Raw genomic sequence first — 16,823 nt, 5'->3', positions numbered from 1 at the left:
CTTAGCTAATTACTTAGCTAAATTAATTACTTCTCTGGTGAACTTATATTTGTAATGAAGTTATGTTCGGGTACAAGATTATCATGAGCTTCTAATTTAGCAATATCTATTAACTTTATTGCAGTGATAAGCCCTTCATTAATAATGGTTAGCTGCTCTTCTCTTTTGTTATCCGCGATTATATTACTTGCTTCGCCTGATATTTTTTGACCTGAGTGTAATGTGATGGTGATCTGACTTTTCCTCATACAGACAATCTCAAAGTAATCATGCACATCGCAGCTAATCATAGTTTTCATTATTCGTCCTAATTTCGTTCTGATTGTGAACTTATGAGTTGAACTAAACGTAATTAAACTAGGTGCCTATTTCTACTGGAAAAATATTTTGCTAAAGATAAACACGCTGTATTGGTTCACTCACGACTTAAGGTTACAAGATAATCTATTACTAAATAATGTGTGTGATTTTTCAGATGAAATGTCGTTTGTTTATGTATTGAATGAGTCAGATTTCAAAGCGAACAACTTTCAGCAACGAGCAATGGGCAAACGGCGTCTCGTTTTTACTTTGCAAGCAATCTCAAATTTGGCACTTCAACTAGCCGCCAGAGGGCACAACTTAATACTTCTCAAAGGCAACCCTGTTACTGCTATAAGCAATTTATGTGAGAAGCTACAAGTCAATACCTTAGCTGTAGCGCATCAAGTTGGTGTGTATGAAAGGCAATGGCTCAAAGAGATTGAGCAGAACACCTCCGTTAGGCTGCATAGTGCTTGGCAACATACACTCTGGCATGACACGGAAATTTTAAGTCATCCCGCCTACCTTGATAGCTTTTCAAAATATCGCCGTTTTGTCGAAAAACAAAAAACTTCTGAGATTGCCGAGCCCTTAACACTGAATGAGCTGTTTCCGCCAGCGACTAAAACTGCATTAGATTTTATGAGTACAGAGCAGGTGATTGGTGACATTTTACAAAGTGAAGGGCTAAGTGATGAAGACTTTACCGAGTCACTATTTCAAGGTGGTGAGCATGCAGCGTCAGCACACTTAAAAAGTTACTTCGATTCAACTGCACCAAGTACTTATAAAGAAACTCGCAACGAACTCGATGGCTGGCAGCTGTCTACTAAATTTAGCCCTTATCTTGCGCAAGGCAGTTTGTCACCTAGGCAAGTTTGGCATGCGGTTGAGCAATATGAATCTAATGTCATAGAGAATGAATCAACTTATTGGATTAAATTTGAGTTGTTATGGCGCGAGTACTTTCAGTGGTTAGCCCTGTATCAAGGTGAAAGCCTGTTTTCATTTAAAGGACAAGCGAATAGCAAGCCATTAACGAGCTTTTTCCCCGAACGATTTAAAAAATGGTGTGAAGGCGAAACTCCTTACCCACTGGTCAATGCATGTATGAAGCAACTAAATCAGACTGGGTTTATGTCTAACCGAGGTAGACAAATCGTGGCTAGCTGTTTAGTAAACGAGCTCTGTCTTGATTGGCGTTATGGTGCGGCTTATTTTCAGCGACAATTACTCGATTATGATGTGGCATCTAACTGGGGCAACTGGCAGTACATTGCTGGTGTGGGTGCAGATCCCCGAGGTGGTCGTCACTTCAATATCGAAAAACAGCATACGCAATATGACCCTCATGATGTATTTGTAAATCATTGGCTTGGTAAGCAAGATTTTCAACCGCTGGACTCGGTGGATGCCGCTGATTGGCCTGTTGACACGCGTGCACTATAGTTTATGGCGATTTCAGTCGTTTGGTTAAAACGAGACTTACGGCTCACTGATCACGAACCTTTACTTAAAGCCGCCCAGTCAGGTCATGCTGTTTTGTTGGTGTATTGCTTTGAGCCCATTCAGCTTCATGATCCGCATTACAAACCAAGGCACTGGCAGTTTGTCTTGTCGTCTTTAAAAGACATAGCTGCACGCGTGCCCCAAGGTGCGCTCTATATCAGTTTTAAAGACGTTCAGCACACTTTTGCAGAGCTTCATGATAAATACAGTATTGCTGGGCTCTACTCTTATCAAGAAATAGGCTTAAACAACACTTTTGAGCGAGATAAGTTGATTGCATCTTGCTGCGAAAATGCTGGCATTACTTGGCATGAAACCCCATATGGCGCCGTAATTAGAGGGCTAACACATCGCAAAACCTGGGACGAGTATTGGCAAAAAGTCATGCGTGCCCCAACTGCTGATGTTGACCTAGATGCAGTTAATTGGTGTGTTGAAAATGAATTTTCAGACAGAGTAAAAAAGGCGGCAATTGACGAGCACCCAGAATGGTTTTTAGAAGCAGGAGAATACCAACAAGGTGGTGAAAAAGCTGCCAAAGAGGTTTTGGATTCCTTTTTTGATACACGTGGCCAAGCATATGCTTACAGTGTTTCGAGCCCGATATTGAGCCAAATTCATTGTTCTAGGCTCTCTCCCTATTTAGCGTGGGGAAATATCAGTTTAAGGCAAGCGTATCAGGCGGTGTTACAAAACTGGCAAAAAAAAGGTTGGCGCAGAAGCCTAGTTGCTTTTACCTCTAGATTGCATTGGCACTGTCATTTTATCCAAAAATTCGAAAGTCAAAGTTCGATGGAGTTTGAACCAGTTAATTTGGGCTATACACATTTACCGCGCGCAGATAAAGCACTCGCAGCCGAGCGTCTTGCTGCGTGGCAACAAGGTAAAACCGGAGTGCCCATGGTTGATGCGTGCATGCGCTGTTTAATTGCAACCGGGTATATCAACTTTAGAATGCGGGCGATGTTAGTAAGTTTCTTATGCCATCATCTCGAAGTGGATTGGCGCGATGGTGCCCCTTATTTGGCCAGTCTCTTCTTAGATTTTGAACCGGGTATTCATTACAGCCAAATGCAGATGCAGGCTGGGGTAACGGGTTTTAATACCATACGTATTTATAGCCCAGTCAAACAAGGCCTTGAAAAAGACCCAGACGGTGAGTTCGTAAAACGTTGGTTGCCTGAGCTTGCCAATATTCCAGCGCCACTCGTACATGAGCCTTGGCAGCTTTCGCCAATGGAGCAACTTATGTATGGCGTTGAACTTGGCAAAAAATACCCTGACCCCATTGTTGATGTATCAAAAAGCTACAAAGCAGCCCAAGACTTATTGTGGAAATGGCGCAAGCGCCCCGAAGTTCGTGCTCAAGTCAGTCACTTACTCGCCCGCCATGTAAGGCCCGATCAAAAAATATATGAAAAGTAATATGAAGAAAAGCCAATTACCTACCAAACTATGCCCAGTGTGTGAGCGACCTTTTACATGGCGTAAAAAGTGGCAGCGAGATTGGGAAAATGTGAAGTATTGCTCTAAACGCTGTGCGGGCAATAAAGGCAAACAAGATAAGGAGTTGGTATGAACAATCAGTATCAAACACTCAGATTAGTTTTAGGTGATCAACTCAATGCCAGTCATAGCTGGTATCAAGATAAAAATGAGTCTGTGTTGTATGTCATCGCCGAGTTACATCAAGAAGCTACTTACACGGTGCATCACATCCAAAAAGTACAGGCTTTTTTTGCGGCTATGCAAGGGTTTGCAGCAGGCTTAAAGCAAGCAGGATTTCATGTTTTGCACCTAACCTTGGACGATACTGCAGAGTATAAAAGCTTGCCTGAGCTGTTATCGCACTTAATTCAAAAGTTCGGTATTCAGCAATTTGAATATCAGCTTGCAGATGAAGCTAGGCTTCGCACTCAAATCAGCGAGTTTTGCCAAAGCCTAGAAATCAAAACCATAGGCTTTGAGGCTGAGCACTTTTACGTAAGTGACCAAGAGTTAGGGCAATACTTTAAAGCCAACAAAAAACACAGGTTAGAGCACTTTTATCGCACGATGCGTGCACGTTTCGATATTTTAATGCGAAATGGCGAGCCTGAAGGTGGGCAATGGAATTACGACAAAGACAATCGAGAGAAGCTTAAAAAACAAGATTTAGGTAATGTGCCTCAACCTCTGTTATTTGCCAATGATGTCAGTGAAATCAACGAGCGGATCGCACGGCACAATATAAAAACCATGGGCAAAGGTGATAACACTTTACTCTGGCCCATAAACCGCAAGCAGTCTGTTGAGCTTCTGAACTTTTTTTGTGAAGTCTGTTTACCACACTTTGGCCGCTTTCAAGATGCCATGACGGGACAGCTTAAAGGGTTACCAGAAGGCTTAAGTGAAGGTTTATGTGAAGACATAGGCTGGAGCTTGTATCACAGTCGTATTTCATTCGCTCTAAACAGTAAGATTTTGTCGCCCAAGCAGGTGGTTGATACCGCAATTCATTACTATCGACAATCAAATGGCAAAATCAATTTGGCGCAAATTGAAGGCTTTGTTAGGCAAATACTCGGCTGGCGAGAATTTGTTAGAGGCGTTTACTGGGCAAATATGCCTAACTACGCCACTTTGAATCACTTAGAAACAACGCGTGCGCTACCTAGTTGGTTTTGGGATGCGAACACCAAAATGAATTGCCAACATCATGCAATTCGCCAATCACTTGATTACGCCTATGCACATCATATTCAGCGATTAATGATCACTGGTAATTTTTGTTTGATTGCAGGTATTCACCCCGATGAAGTTGATGCCTGGTATTTGGGTATGTATATCGATGCCATTGAATGGGTTGAAATGCCAAACACCCGTGGCATGAGTCAGTTTGCTGATGGAGGGATTGTCGGCTCCAAAGCGTATGCGGCAAGCGGAAACTATGTAAAAAAGATGAGCGACTACTGCTCTAGTTGTGCTTACAAAGTGACAGAAACAGTAGGGAGTAATGCATGTCCGTTAAATTCACTATATTGGCACTTTATGCATCGAAACCAAGAAAAGCTAGGCAACAATCCTCGTACAGCCATGGTATTTAAAAACTGGCTTAAGAAAACCGATGAGCAAAGGGCTGAGGTACTTAATCAGGCAGAAACTTACTTAGATAATATTAATAATATTTAGTTTAATCTTATTTTATAATGGCTGATTGTGGGAGCAATGATATTAAACGCCCACAATCAGCATCTTACCTTGCGCCATGCCTTCGCGTTCACAACTTAAATCAATGCGACTATCAAGCGGATAATTATAAATTTGTTCAATTTTAGGGTGAGACTTTGAAACGAACTTACAGCTTCTTACAAACAAACTCATACGGCTTTGGTTATCTAAAAATGCATACGCGGTTTTGTCTAAGGCTTCTTTACAGGCCTGCATAATATCTGGATGTACTTCGTTGTGATGTATTGCTTTTAGTGCCTCTGCTTTATCAATAATCTGACAGCTACTGGCTAAAACACACACAGCATAAATATCTAATACCATGATCACCCGTATTTTTTGGGTAGAACGCTCAGCGTAAACAGCCATTACACTCGGAAGCTTTGATTCATCGAACTGTTGTGACCTGATTGCTCTTAGAATCAGATCTTCGCTGATATTCTTTTTCATTAACCGTTCAAGTTGCTCCGTTTTTGGTAAGGGTAAACCCTCTTTTAAAGGTACAGCTTGCTCGGTTAGAAATTCTTGTTGTTCTAGCGTTTCAACGATTGGTTGTAGCTGAGAATGTAACTGTGCATCGGTAAAGGGCTTTGATAAGAAAAAACTACAGCCCGCACTTTCAGCTTCAAGTATTTTCTCTTTTTCATCTATGGTAGAAATCACCCCAACGGGTAGCTGGCTGTCATTACGTCGAATACCTTCGAGTAGCTCAAGCCCGGTTTGTTCAGGCATATACCAATCGGTCAACACAATATCAGGCTGCCAGCTATCTAATAATTGCATAGCTTCGGGCACACTCTGTGCACAGCGAACAAACAGCTTGCGATACTCAAACTGTTGCAAAGTACGCTTGATGATTTCTCGTGTTGCTAAACTGTCATCGACAACCAGTACCTTCACATAGTGCCCTTGATTAGATTAGTTTTATTCAGTATAGGCAGAATTTCTGATTAAAACTAAACTTGTCATATGGATACTTGTGAGGCTGACAATGTGACGTTTAATTTTCCCCTAGAAGCCTATCAATATATAGCCCTAAATTTTGGGCTACTGATTTTGGCTGCTTGGTTTTATATTTTGTTACTTATATTGAGAGAGTTCAGAAAGTTTGCAGTATCAATGACTGGGCGAGGACAGGGGGGAGCTGATAACGAAGCACTTGTTGCATTGTGTAGAGATTCCGTTGAGCGAGCCAGTCGCTTTTCTGATCAACATAGTAAAACGATTTCTGAATTAGTGCAGGTACAAGTGGCACTAGAGCAGCAATTGGCACAAATTCGTGCTTCAACAGCAGATCACATCACCAAGGAAGAGCAGGCTTCGATTAATGATCTAAATAAGAAATTAAGCCGCTCTCATAAGCTGATCCGCAAGTTAAAAGGAGACTTAGATGTCTCTGCTAAAAAATTAAACGTGGCAAAAACTGAGTTAGAAATACAAACCTCTTCTTTTGAAGATCTGCAAAGCAGCAATCAGAAATTGCAAAATGAAGTGATCGCATTGAGAGCGCAAAAAGAAGAATGGATCAGCGAGCCTATGGCGCCAGCGAGTCAAAGTGAGTCTGAAATGGCAACTATGTTGAATAATTACAAGCGCCAAATTGAAGAACAAAACCAGTTAATTGATCAGCTCTCGTTACAAACCGATGGCGATGTGTCACCGGCTGAAGTAGCAGCGTTGCAAAAAGATTTAGAGCAGGCAAAACATAAAATTAAGCATCTCGTAAAAGAGAAGAAGTTTATTGAAAGCCGCTATTTAGAAGCGGTGAATGCACAAAAACAATAAAATAGAACAGTGTAAGTTACTGATATGTGGTATATCTAAATGTAACCGTGTGCAGCAATAAGAGGGCCGTTTATTATATGACCAAAACCAAATTAAGCCCTGATGAAAGCTTGTCTTTTAAACTGGTTACTCAGTTACTCCCAAAAGAAGCCAGCCAGCTTGACCTTTATTTTTCTATCCCGACCGATATGGGAATTAATAAAGATACATTCAATGAAGTCGATTTTTTTAACGCCCACATTAAAACGCACTGCGCTTATTACTCTGAACAACTTCACCTACCCTTAGTTCGAAGCCGATATATCAGTCAAAATAAAGGGGAAAAAAGCGACTACAGAGTGAATTTAAATCTTTTCTCATATCAAATTCGCATTGCACTCGATGCGGATATAAAAGCCACCTTAAAACTAAAGCAAGCCGATGAGTTTTATCCCGTTGCCGGTGAGCTAGTTGAACAAGCTAAAAAGTTATTAAAGAAACTGCGTCGTTACAAGCCACCAGAGCAAACATTAAAGCCTTATTTTCAGAATGCCGATAACTATTTAAGTTGGCACAGCGAACAGGCATTTTTAAAACTCTTAGCAAAAGGCCCAAAATCCAGTGAATTTAGCAGTGAAAGAAATGATATTTTATCGTTTTGTAAAGAAGAAACTGCTTATAGAGAAAAGCACAATTACAATTCACAAGTGACACTTGAAGATCCAAACAGGATCACCAATAAAATGCGGCTTTTACAACGATTGATTGAACATGGCGTGGTGTTCAAAAAGAAGACGCAAGATTTAAACTTAAATTTGAAACGTTTAGTGCGCGGTTTAGTAACTGGGGTGATCATGGCCTTTGTGATGTATTTGGTTTTAAATGCTCGTTCAAATTTTCAAGAGATCACCATCGCCCTGATTGCTTTATTAGGTGTCATTTATGGCCTGCGTGAAACCTTTAAAGACGAAATCACCCAATGGGCTTGGCGAAAAATTCAGCATGGTCGGCCTAAGTGGCGCAATATTTTTAAAAACTCGGTGGATGATAAAGTCGTTGCTCGACAAACCGTGTGGTTCGAATTAATAAAAAGTAAAGAGCTTCCAGAAGATGTCGACGCCTTGCTGCAAAAGCGTCGTCAGCAAAACAAGCAATCAGCAACTCTTCTGCACTTTTGCAGTAAAAACGAAGTTAAGCAGCAAGAGTTTATTCCTGGCTACGAAGAAATTCAGCAGCGAATTACTTTTAATTTAAGCTCATTTGCGCGTTATTTAAAGAAAGGCGCGGGAAAACTTTATAGCCACGATGGTAATAAAGTGTCAGGGCAAGGAGTTGAGCGTCGTTATCAGATAAATCTAGTTTTAAAATACACCACAAACAGACAAGACTCGGTCAAGCAGTTAGAGCGCTACAAAGTGACCATGAATCGTTCAGAAATTGTTGCGATAGAGAAAATAAATTAAATCTAATCCGTTTTTCCGTCTAATGTAAAAAAATTGTTCTAAGCTTTAATTCTAGCCTTTCAATTTTAGGTGCATTCTATATGAAGCTTGGTCAAAGACTTTACCTTTCTTTTGGAGCCGTAGTGGCATTAATGGTGATTTCAAGTGCAATTACATGGCTACGTGTAAGTGAACTCTCAGAAGTTGCTACAGAAGTTAAAACGGACGATGTGCCAGGGGCAATCTATTATTTACAATTAATGGATGAAATAGGTGATATGCATGCTTCTTTGCTCGATTACACAGCGGGTCAGGAACAAAAGAAAAATGATTTTTATGATGATTATAAAGAGTTTAATGAGTTTTTTGTAAAGCTGAGGCCATTAGAGTCAGCTAAGCAGTCAGATAGAGAAAAAATGGCCAAAATCGAAGAAATTCTTAATACCTATAAATCCAGAGCTGAGCAAGAAGTATTTAGTGTTTATAAACCGGATGTTGAGCGTTGGGCCTATCAATTTGTTGACGAAATTGAAAATGGGCCGGGCCAAGAGCTTGAAGATCTATTAGATAGACTAAAAGAAGAAGAATTCAACGACGCCCTCAAAACAACAGATATTAGAGAAGCTGTAAACGATGATTTACCCGGGGTAAGGTATTATTTAGAGATACTCGACGAGAAAGGCGATATGTTAGCTGCTCTGACAGAATATATGATAGGTGAAGTCGAAGAACAAGACGCCTTTGAGAAAGACTCTAAAACTTTCCTTAACTTTCTGGAATTACTCAGACCTCTTGAGAGAAAACCACAAGAAGTGGTGAATTTAAATAGAATTCAAACACTTCATAATGAAATCTACGATGCGGCCCAAAAAGTATTTTCTGACTTTGACCCACTAGGAAAAGCGAAAGCTATAAAGTCAGTGCATGAGATGGAAATTAAGTTGTACGAACAGCTGGAAGACATTCTGGATGTGTCGGCCAATGAAGAAAAAACCGATGCCGAAAATGCCATGTCTTACTTAGTTGAAGGCATGCAGACGATGATGACCACTTTGTTTGTGATCACCACAATAGCTGCCATTGTCAGCGGTATTATTGCTTTTTCTTTAGGTCGTTCAATATCTGACAGGATCAACCAAGTGCTATATGTCTCTAAAGAAACAGCAAGCGGAAACTTGTCATTGAAGCCAATGGATCACAATCACAAAGATGAGATTGACGGTTTAGCAAGTGCTTCAAACGAAATGGTGTCAGCACTGAGTACACTACTGAGAAGTATAGATAAAGTTGCAAAAAATGTTGATTTATCCTCGACTGAGATTGCACAAATCAATATGAGTATTGCCACGCTCAGTCAAAATAGTTCTGAGCAATCTGCGCTTATTGCCACAGCTATTGAACAGATGAGCTCTACAGTCGCTGAAGTTGCAAGACAAGCACAAGATGCCTCAAGTAACGCTGAACTTGCGCGTGACTTAGCAAATAAAGGTGGAGGCATGGTAAATCACACAGTGAGTGAAATTGAACATGCGGCACAAGAGGTTCAAAAAACGGCTGATACAGTAACTAGTTTAGGAGAATTAAGCGCACAGATAGGTGATGTGATAGGTGTGATAGGAAGTATTGCTGAACAAACCAATTTATTAGCATTAAATGCTGCAATTGAAGCTGCGCGGGCGGGTGAACAAGGCAGGGGGTTTGCAGTAGTTGCCGATGAAGTGAGGACGTTAGCTGAACGCACTACCAAAGCGACTGGAGAAGTTGCTTCTACTGTGCAAGCAATTCAAGATGAAACCAATGCGGCAGTGGCAGCAATGAGTGTCAGCGTTGAGCAGGTTAATAATAGTGTTGCATTAGCGAAAGAAGCTGGTACGTCGCTTGGTGAAATCGTAGATGGTGCGCAAGAAATAGCGACCATGATCCAGTCAATCGCCACTGCAACCGAAGAGCAAACTGTAGTAGCTGCGGATATGGCAAAAGAAATTACCAAAATCGACGAAGCCAGTCGTAAATCCCTTCAAGACACGAAAAGTGCTGAAGGGGCAGCAGGAAAATTGGCGGGTGAATCTAAAGAGCTAGTTAAATTGCTTGAAAAATTTAGATTGAATTAATTGGCTAAAAACCTAGTTTGATTCTCTTTCCTCATTATTTATTAAGATGGGGAGGGGGAAACAAGCTCATTTAAAACATCAATTAAGTCTGACTTTTTATAGGGTTTTGTAATAACAGAATCAAAAAGTGAACCAAGCTCTTTTTCTTGAAAAATATCCGCGGTCACTGCAACTTTGGGCTGTTTGCATTGTAATGTTTTGAGCTTTTCTAATGCTTGTACACCAGACATTCCAGGTAAATTAATATCAAGTAAAAAGATATCAAATGTGTTTAAACTCGGCATTTCAAATAACGCCTCAGCAGTTTCAAAAATCGTATATTGTCCACCAAGTTGTTGTAACATCGCCTTAATTAGCATCTGATTAAGCGGGTTGTCTTCGACAACACAAATGTGTAGTTTTTCAAAGCTCTTTGCTTCGATCGGCTCAGGTTCATTACATTGCTCGCATTCGTCAACAGGCAGTGATATTGAAACTAATGTGCCTTTACCTAACGTACTCGATAACTGAATTTTGCCATTCATTAGTTCGACTAACCCTTTAGAAATACATAGACCCAAACCTGTGCCTTCTTTTCTTTGCATACCGACTTGTTTGAATTTATCAAACAGCAGAGTTTGGTCGGTTTTGCTAATTCCAATTCCTTGATCGGCAACTTCGATATGTAATTTATCTTTATTAAGATAAAAGCGAATATTAACCTGCTTTTTTAGTGGGGTGAATTTAATGGCATTGCCAATTATATTTACGATGATTTGCGTTAATTTTGTTTTATCAACATCAAAGAAACGCTTAGCAAAAGCACTATCGATATCGCAATTAAGTTCTATTTTACCCTGCTGTGCTTTACTTCCCATCATGCTCATGATGCTTTGAAATAACCTATCAAGGCTAACTGGTTGTGGCTTTAGCTCCATTTTTCCCGCATCAATTTTTTCTAAGTCAAGCACTGAGTTGACTATTTCTAGGAGCTGGTGGCTACTGAACTCAATGTTTTCTATATATTCATGCTGTTCTTCTGGTAGCGCTTTTATTTCAACAGAGCTCTTTAAAATTTCGCTAAAACCAGTAATAGCATTGAGCGGAGTACGAAGTTCATGACTTATTGTTGATAAGAACTCATCTTTAGCACGGTTTGACTCTTTCAACTGTTTTACTTTTAAACGCAGTTCTAATTGAGCAATAACTTGTTTAGCGAGTGTTTGAAGTGCTAAGCGTTGCTCGTTTGTCAATTTCTGTGGCTCGTCACTTATCGCACAAAGTGTGCCTATTGCTTCGCCATTTGGAGCACGTAAAGGAGCGCCTGCATAAAAACGAATTTTTGGCCCGTCGGTTACCAGAGGGTTATCAAAGAAACGCTCGTCATTTCGTGCATCTTCAATTTCGAAAACGTGCTCTTCTAAAATTGCATGGGAGCAAAATGCGATTTCTCGGCTGGTCTCATCTGCATCAAGGCCAACCTTAGATTTAAACCACTGCCGATTGCTATCAACTAGGCTGACTAATGAAATAGGTGTGTTACAAATGACAGATGCCAATTTGGTGATATCGTCAAAGCACTGTTCAGCTTCTGTATCAAGTACTTCATACCTTTCTAAGGTTTTTATGCGTAACTTCTCATTTGTGGCGAGTGGGGCACTTTTCATATTGAGTTTCCATGCAATAAAAGCTCTGACCTAACATTAGCATCAAGCTTCAGGTGCGGCAAAGCTGTTTCTAATTATGAAAAAATCTTGATGTGAGCTCGAGATAGATATTGATATAATTTTCAGAAGTTTAGATGTTCTAAAAGCGGTATGTGTTATTAGGAAATTATAAAAGGTGTGCGTTTTTAACGCAAAACACTTGCTTTTATGGAACGTTCCAATATTGTGTGTCTCATTTAGAAACTTAAAGAATGTGATTATGTTAAAAAAAAATAACTTGATAATGCTTTTAGCTGCAGTGTGTTCGCAGGCGGCAGTCGCAAAAGATATTGTCCTTTATGATATTACAGATAAAGAGTCATTTACTGTACAAGCGCAACATCCTGCTTTTGTTGAGAACGAATCCGTTAAGCAATTGTTTGATAGTTCAATTCACAGTAAGTTTTTGTCTGATAAGTCCCAAGCTTGGGTGCAAGTTGACTTTGAAGACGCATTCCAAATTCATCAATATTCTTTAACATCAGCAGGGGATGCCCCTGCTCGAGACCCTAAACATTGGCAAGTGAAAGGCTCTGTTGATGGAAAAAATTGGCTTATTTTAGACAATCAAACAGAGCAAAGCTTTGATTCTAGAGCACAAACCAAAACTTATACAGTGGCAAATAGCCAGCATGTGAAACACGTACGCTTTGAGTTAAAGCAACAGGGAACAACACAATGGGGTGATAGCTATTTACAAGTAGCCGATATAGGCTTGTTTGCTGCCACCGATCTTCCTTTAGCGTCATTTGAATTTGATAAGCGCATTGTTAGGCTTAATGAAGAAATCACCATTACAAACACCAGTGACAATGATCCTGATGATGTCGAATGGATAATACCTGGCGCAAAGATTAAGCATATGGGTAATGACGTAAAAGTACGCTTTACAAAGCCGGGTAGTTACTCAGTTACGTTAAAGACTAAAAACAGTACAGGTACAGACAGCATCACACAAAAAAATGTCATCAAAGCCATGGATATTCATCGCCCTTGGGCTGGTTTACAGTTACCTAAGGTAGTTGTGAAACTTGAAGACACTGAATCTGAGGGGGCGAAAAGGCTGATTAAATTACTGCCAAATATCGAACAAGCGATCAATGAAGTCACCCGTGACTTAGTGCCTATGCTGTATAAAAATTTCACCGAAGTACCTGAATTTGAGCAGGTTACATTCAGACTAAAATGGATGGATACGCTTGCTTACCGAGCGGGTGATTATTCAAATATGGAAATTGCCTTTAGTAGTAAATACATTACCGAAAGACTAGCTGATAAACCAGACGAACAAGTGACTTACGAGTTATTGGGTGTGCTGTGGCATGAGCTGACCCATGGCTATCAGTTATTCCCACAATCAGCAACGGGCTCACCAGAAGAAACTCATGCGTTTATTGAAGGGATGGCTGATTTAATTCGAATTAATGCAGGCTTTCACAAGACACGTAGCCCAGAACTTTCAGAGACTTGGCTGGGTGGGTACACAAATACCGGCTTCTTTTTATCTTGGTTGAGTAAACGGTATGAAGCGTTTGAGCATCAATTTAATGCAACGGCGACAGAGTTGCCTGACTGGACGTTTGCCGCTGCCATTGAATATGTAACTGGTGAAAAAGTAGAAAAGCTTTGGCAAGAATACCAAGCTGAACTCACTAAATAATAAATCTCTCCTTTTTCAAATGGTCATTATCGCTTCCTCTCAAGTGATGATGATCATTCTTTATATTTGAATATGTATTCAAAATATCCATTTAGTATTAACACTTCAATGTTCGTTAAATAACTTGTAATAGATAGTTACAATTAGATGAACTTTTATTTCCTAAATTGTTGACAATGATTAAATGATGCGCAATTATTGGAACGTTCCATGCTGTTGTGAGTTTATTGATATTCACTTCAGTATTTTTTTGAATTAAAAGTGGAACGTTCCATAAAAATAAATCTTAGAGGCTAAGATGAATAACAACAAAATTTTAATGCTATCGCCGTTGGCACTGGCCGTGTCTTTGTCGATATCTGCTTCTGCAACTGCAGCAGAGCAAAATCAGGTCGAAGAAAAAGTTGAACGTATTGAAGTAACGTCTTCACGTATTAAGCGTACTGAACTTGAGGGTGTTACAAATATTCAAACGATTTCATCTGCAGATATGGTTAGAAGTGGTTTCACTAATGTTTATGAAGCGTTAAGTAGCGTGACTGCGGCTAATGGCCAGATCTTAGGTGAAGTTGAAACGGGTTCTTACACGCCGGGTGCCAAAGAGCTAAAGTTGCGAGGCTTAGGCCCTGAGTACACGCTGATCCTAGTAAACGGAAAGCGTTTAGCCTACTACCCAATGCCTTACGGCGGTCAAACTAACTTTGTTAACCTTGATATGATCCCAACAGCCATGGTTGAACGCATTGATATTCAAACGGGTGGTGCATCAGCGATTTATGGCTCAGATGCGATGGCGGGTGTGGTTAATATCATCACGAAAAAAGGCATAGATTCTCATTATGTTGATGCCTATTATGGTCAAGATACTTATGGAACGGGCGCTAAAAAAGGCTTAACTTTTGTTGGTGGTTTCCAACAAGACGAGTTCACATTCGACTATGCACTTGAGTATAAACATACTGATCCTTTGCTATCAGGTGACAGACCTTACCATGATAGTGTGTGGGACAACCCAGATCCAAAAGCACACCACGAAACAAACCGTTCAATTACGGTTTGGGCTGAGAATACGGAGTATAAAAACCAGTATTCAGCACAGTACTGTAACTCTGAGCAAAACCCGCATCCACGTGCTGTACAGCATTTTATTGAGCGAAATAGTTATGGTGCAAGCTGTGGTTGGGATGAAACCAGTGATAAGTTACTTCGAAATCAATCAGAAGCATTCAGTGTTTACATCAACTCAGAATACCATTTAAACGATCAGCACAGCTTGTTTGCGAATGGCTTCTATATCGATCAAGAGAAAAAAGGCCGTCGTAACACCTTCTTCTGGGGTCATCATGAGTCAATTCATGGCGGTACATTCTGGGATCCAGATATTGAAAACCAAGAAGGTACGCTTGGTGCACCGGTTAAATACATGTGGCGAGTGGTTGCTGATGAAGAATATACCAAAGATGGCTTAGGTCGTACGTATAACGATACGTCACTGTCTTTCAATGTGGGTATTAAAGGTGAGATTGGCGATTATTACTATTCAGTAGGTTATAGCCGTGCAAACTATGACTTCAATGACCGCTATTTACATCATACCAATGAGGGCAACCGTTTATTGAAGGGTCAACAATACGGTGAAGTAAATGGCATGCCTGTTTATCGTCCTAACTATGAAATGTGGTTTGCGCCGTTAACACCAGACACAGTAATGCAAATTGCCGATTGGGCAACGTACGACGGTAACTCGTTCAATAACACTTTTACAGCCGATATCACAGGCGACTTATTTGAATTACCTGCTGGGGCCGTTTCTTTTGCCGCTTATGTTGAAGCGATGAATGAAGGCACACGTGCAACGCCAGATGCGCGTATTCTAAATAAAGAGTTTGTGGGTTTAACTGGTGTTATTACCGAAGGTGAACGTGACCGTTATGCTGCTGCAATGGAGTTTTTAATTCCAATTACAGAGCAATTTGATGTAGAAGCGGCTGTTCGTTACGACCATTATGACGACATTACTGATGTAGGAGGCGCACCCACTTATCAACTCGGCTTTACCTACAAACCAGTTGAATCTTTAGTGCTTCGCTCTGCTTATAGCACGACGTTCCGTGGCCCGAGTATGTCTTCGGTTTATCAAGGCTTCTCAGGAAACTTTGGCTCTGGCAACGACCGTATTACTGCTGATGCGTGTGCTGTATTAGCTGCTCAAGGTGAAGTGTCAGGTTATGCAACCGACGCATTAACTGCGACCTGTGAAAATGTAGATCTATCGAACCCTCAGTTGGCTTCTTTACAAGCGAGCTTCGAGACGGTATCTGCGGGCGATCCAACTTTGAAAGAAGAAACGGGCCACTCGTTTACAGCAGGTTTTGTGTATGAATATTCAGAAAATCTATCTTTTAACGTCGATTTCTATGACATCGTGATTAAAGACAAAATCAAAGTGCTGAGTGCTGGCAGCATTTTAGGCACTATGTGGGAATGTAAAGAAGGTATTCAAGATCCAAACTCACAACTGTGTAAAAACACCGAAGCGCGTATTCAGCGTTACGATGAAAATGGTAAAGGCACAGATCGCTTAGGTAACCCAATTGCTGGTGATGCTTATACGCCACACTCAGTTCGTCAAGGTTATATCAATGCGTCAGAAACCCAAGATGGTGGTATTGATTTAGGTGTGAAGGGTTTATTTGATACCGAATTTGGAACGTTCCGCTATAAATTTGAATACAACAAAGTATTGAAGAAGAAAGAACGTATTGAAGCAGCAGATCCGCTAAAAGACATTCTAGATGACCAGAACAATTACGATTTCAACGATACTGCGAACTTTAGCTTAACTTGGCAAAAAGAAGATACTTCGATTTCATTGCTGAGCATGTACAGAGGTGAGATGTGGAACCTTGGCGTGTATGGCGAGCGTCAAAAGCTACCAGCTTGGTACCGTCATAACTTAACTTTCGGTCAATTCATCGGTGACAACACCCGTGTGATTTTCTCTGTGAAGAACCTACTGAATGCGATGCCACCACAAGATGAAACCATGGGTAACTATCCGTTCTACTTAGGTGGTAACTACGACAGCATCGGTCGTGAGTTTGTATTACGTATGACTTACGAGTTCTAACAAGAATAA

Annotated in this window: 12 protein-coding genes; 9 read left to right on the top strand and 3 right to left on the bottom strand. The window is 40.6% G+C overall.

Annotation, left to right across the window (positions count from 1 at the left end; genetic code table 11):
* Positions 1-26: 26 nt before the first annotated feature.
* On the bottom strand, positions 27-299 hold the full coding sequence (locus tag C1E24_RS12585) for a Rho-binding antiterminator (RefSeq protein WP_138481967.1): 273 nt from the start codon (positions 297-299) through the stop codon (positions 27-29).
* Positions 300-387: 88 nt separating this feature from the next.
* On the opposite strand from C1E24_RS12585, the gene C1E24_RS12580 reads away from it, so the two are divergent.
* From C1E24_RS12580 to C1E24_RS12565, 4 genes are read left to right on the top strand one after another with little or no spacing between them, the layout of a single operon-like run.
* On the top strand, positions 388-1,752 hold the full coding sequence (locus C1E24_RS12580; protein WP_240722014.1) for a DASH family cryptochrome: 1,365 nt from the start codon (positions 388-390) through the stop codon (positions 1,750-1,752).
* Between the two features lie 3 nt (positions 1,753-1,755).
* Positions 1,756-3,237: a cryptochrome/deoxyribodipyrimidine photo-lyase family protein gene (locus C1E24_RS12575; RefSeq protein WP_138481965.1), complete on the top strand. Its 1,482-nt coding sequence runs from the start codon at positions 1,756-1,758 to the stop codon at positions 3,235-3,237.
* Between the two features lies 1 nt (position 3,238).
* Positions 3,239-3,391, top strand: a complete 153-nt coding sequence (locus C1E24_RS12570) for a DUF2256 domain-containing protein (protein WP_130256784.1) — start codon at positions 3,239-3,241, stop codon at positions 3,389-3,391.
* Positions 3,388-4,983, top strand: coding sequence for a cryptochrome/photolyase family protein (locus C1E24_RS12565; protein WP_138481963.1), 1,596 nt, complete (start codon positions 3,388-3,390; stop codon positions 4,981-4,983). Before C1E24_RS12570 ends, C1E24_RS12565 begins: the two co-directional genes overlap by 4 nt.
* Positions 4,984-5,025: 42 nt before the next feature.
* On the opposite strand, the gene C1E24_RS12560 is transcribed toward C1E24_RS12565, so the two are convergent.
* Positions 5,026-5,922 carry a response regulator gene (locus C1E24_RS12560; protein WP_138481961.1) on the bottom strand — a complete coding sequence of 299 codons (897 nt, stop codon included), beginning with the start codon at positions 5,920-5,922 and terminating at the stop codon, positions 5,026-5,028.
* Positions 5,923-6,015: 93 nt separating this feature from the next.
* Between C1E24_RS12560 and C1E24_RS12555 the strand changes: the two genes are divergently transcribed.
* From C1E24_RS12555 to C1E24_RS12545, 3 genes are all read left to right on the top strand, one after another.
* On the top strand, positions 6,016-6,807 hold the full coding sequence (locus C1E24_RS12555) for a chromosome partitioning protein ParA (RefSeq protein ID WP_240722013.1): 792 nt from the start codon (positions 6,016-6,018) through the stop codon (positions 6,805-6,807).
* A gap of 77 nt (positions 6,808-6,884) precedes the next feature.
* A complete protein-coding gene (locus C1E24_RS12550) occupies positions 6,885-8,249 on the top strand; it encodes a hypothetical protein (RefSeq protein WP_138481957.1) in 1,365 nt (454 codons plus the stop codon).
* An 80-nt stretch (positions 8,250-8,329) separates the two neighbouring features.
* Entirely contained in the window at positions 8,330-10,339 is a 2,010-nt protein-coding gene (locus C1E24_RS12545; protein ID WP_138481955.1) for a methyl-accepting chemotaxis protein, read from the top strand.
* Between the two features lie 41 nt (positions 10,340-10,380).
* Here C1E24_RS12545 and C1E24_RS12540 read toward each other — a convergent pair whose 3' ends face one another.
* Entirely contained in the window at positions 10,381-11,985 is a 1,605-nt protein-coding gene (locus tag C1E24_RS12540; RefSeq protein WP_138481953.1) for a GAF domain-containing hybrid sensor histidine kinase/response regulator, read from the bottom strand.
* Between the two features lie 259 nt (positions 11,986-12,244).
* Between C1E24_RS12540 and C1E24_RS12535 the strand changes: the two genes are divergently transcribed.
* Both C1E24_RS12535 and C1E24_RS12530 read left to right on the top strand, forming a co-directional pair.
* Positions 12,245-13,684 (top strand): basic secretory protein-like protein, encoded by a 1,440-nt coding sequence (locus C1E24_RS12535; RefSeq protein WP_240722012.1) that lies wholly within the window; start codon positions 12,245-12,247, stop codon positions 13,682-13,684.
* 298 nt (positions 13,685-13,982) lie between these two features.
* A complete protein-coding gene (locus tag C1E24_RS12530) occupies positions 13,983-16,814 on the top strand; it encodes a TonB-dependent receptor plug domain-containing protein (RefSeq protein WP_138481951.1) in 2,832 nt (943 codons plus the stop codon).
* Positions 16,815-16,823 lie beyond the last annotated feature (9 nt).

The sequence above is a fragment of the Pseudoalteromonas phenolica genome, assembly GCF_005876835.1.
Classification (GTDB): Bacteria; Pseudomonadota; Gammaproteobacteria; order Enterobacterales; family Alteromonadaceae; genus Pseudoalteromonas; species Pseudoalteromonas phenolica_B.
Note: the sequence above shows the minus strand (reverse complement) of the source record. Positions and strands in the feature narration are given on the sequence as shown.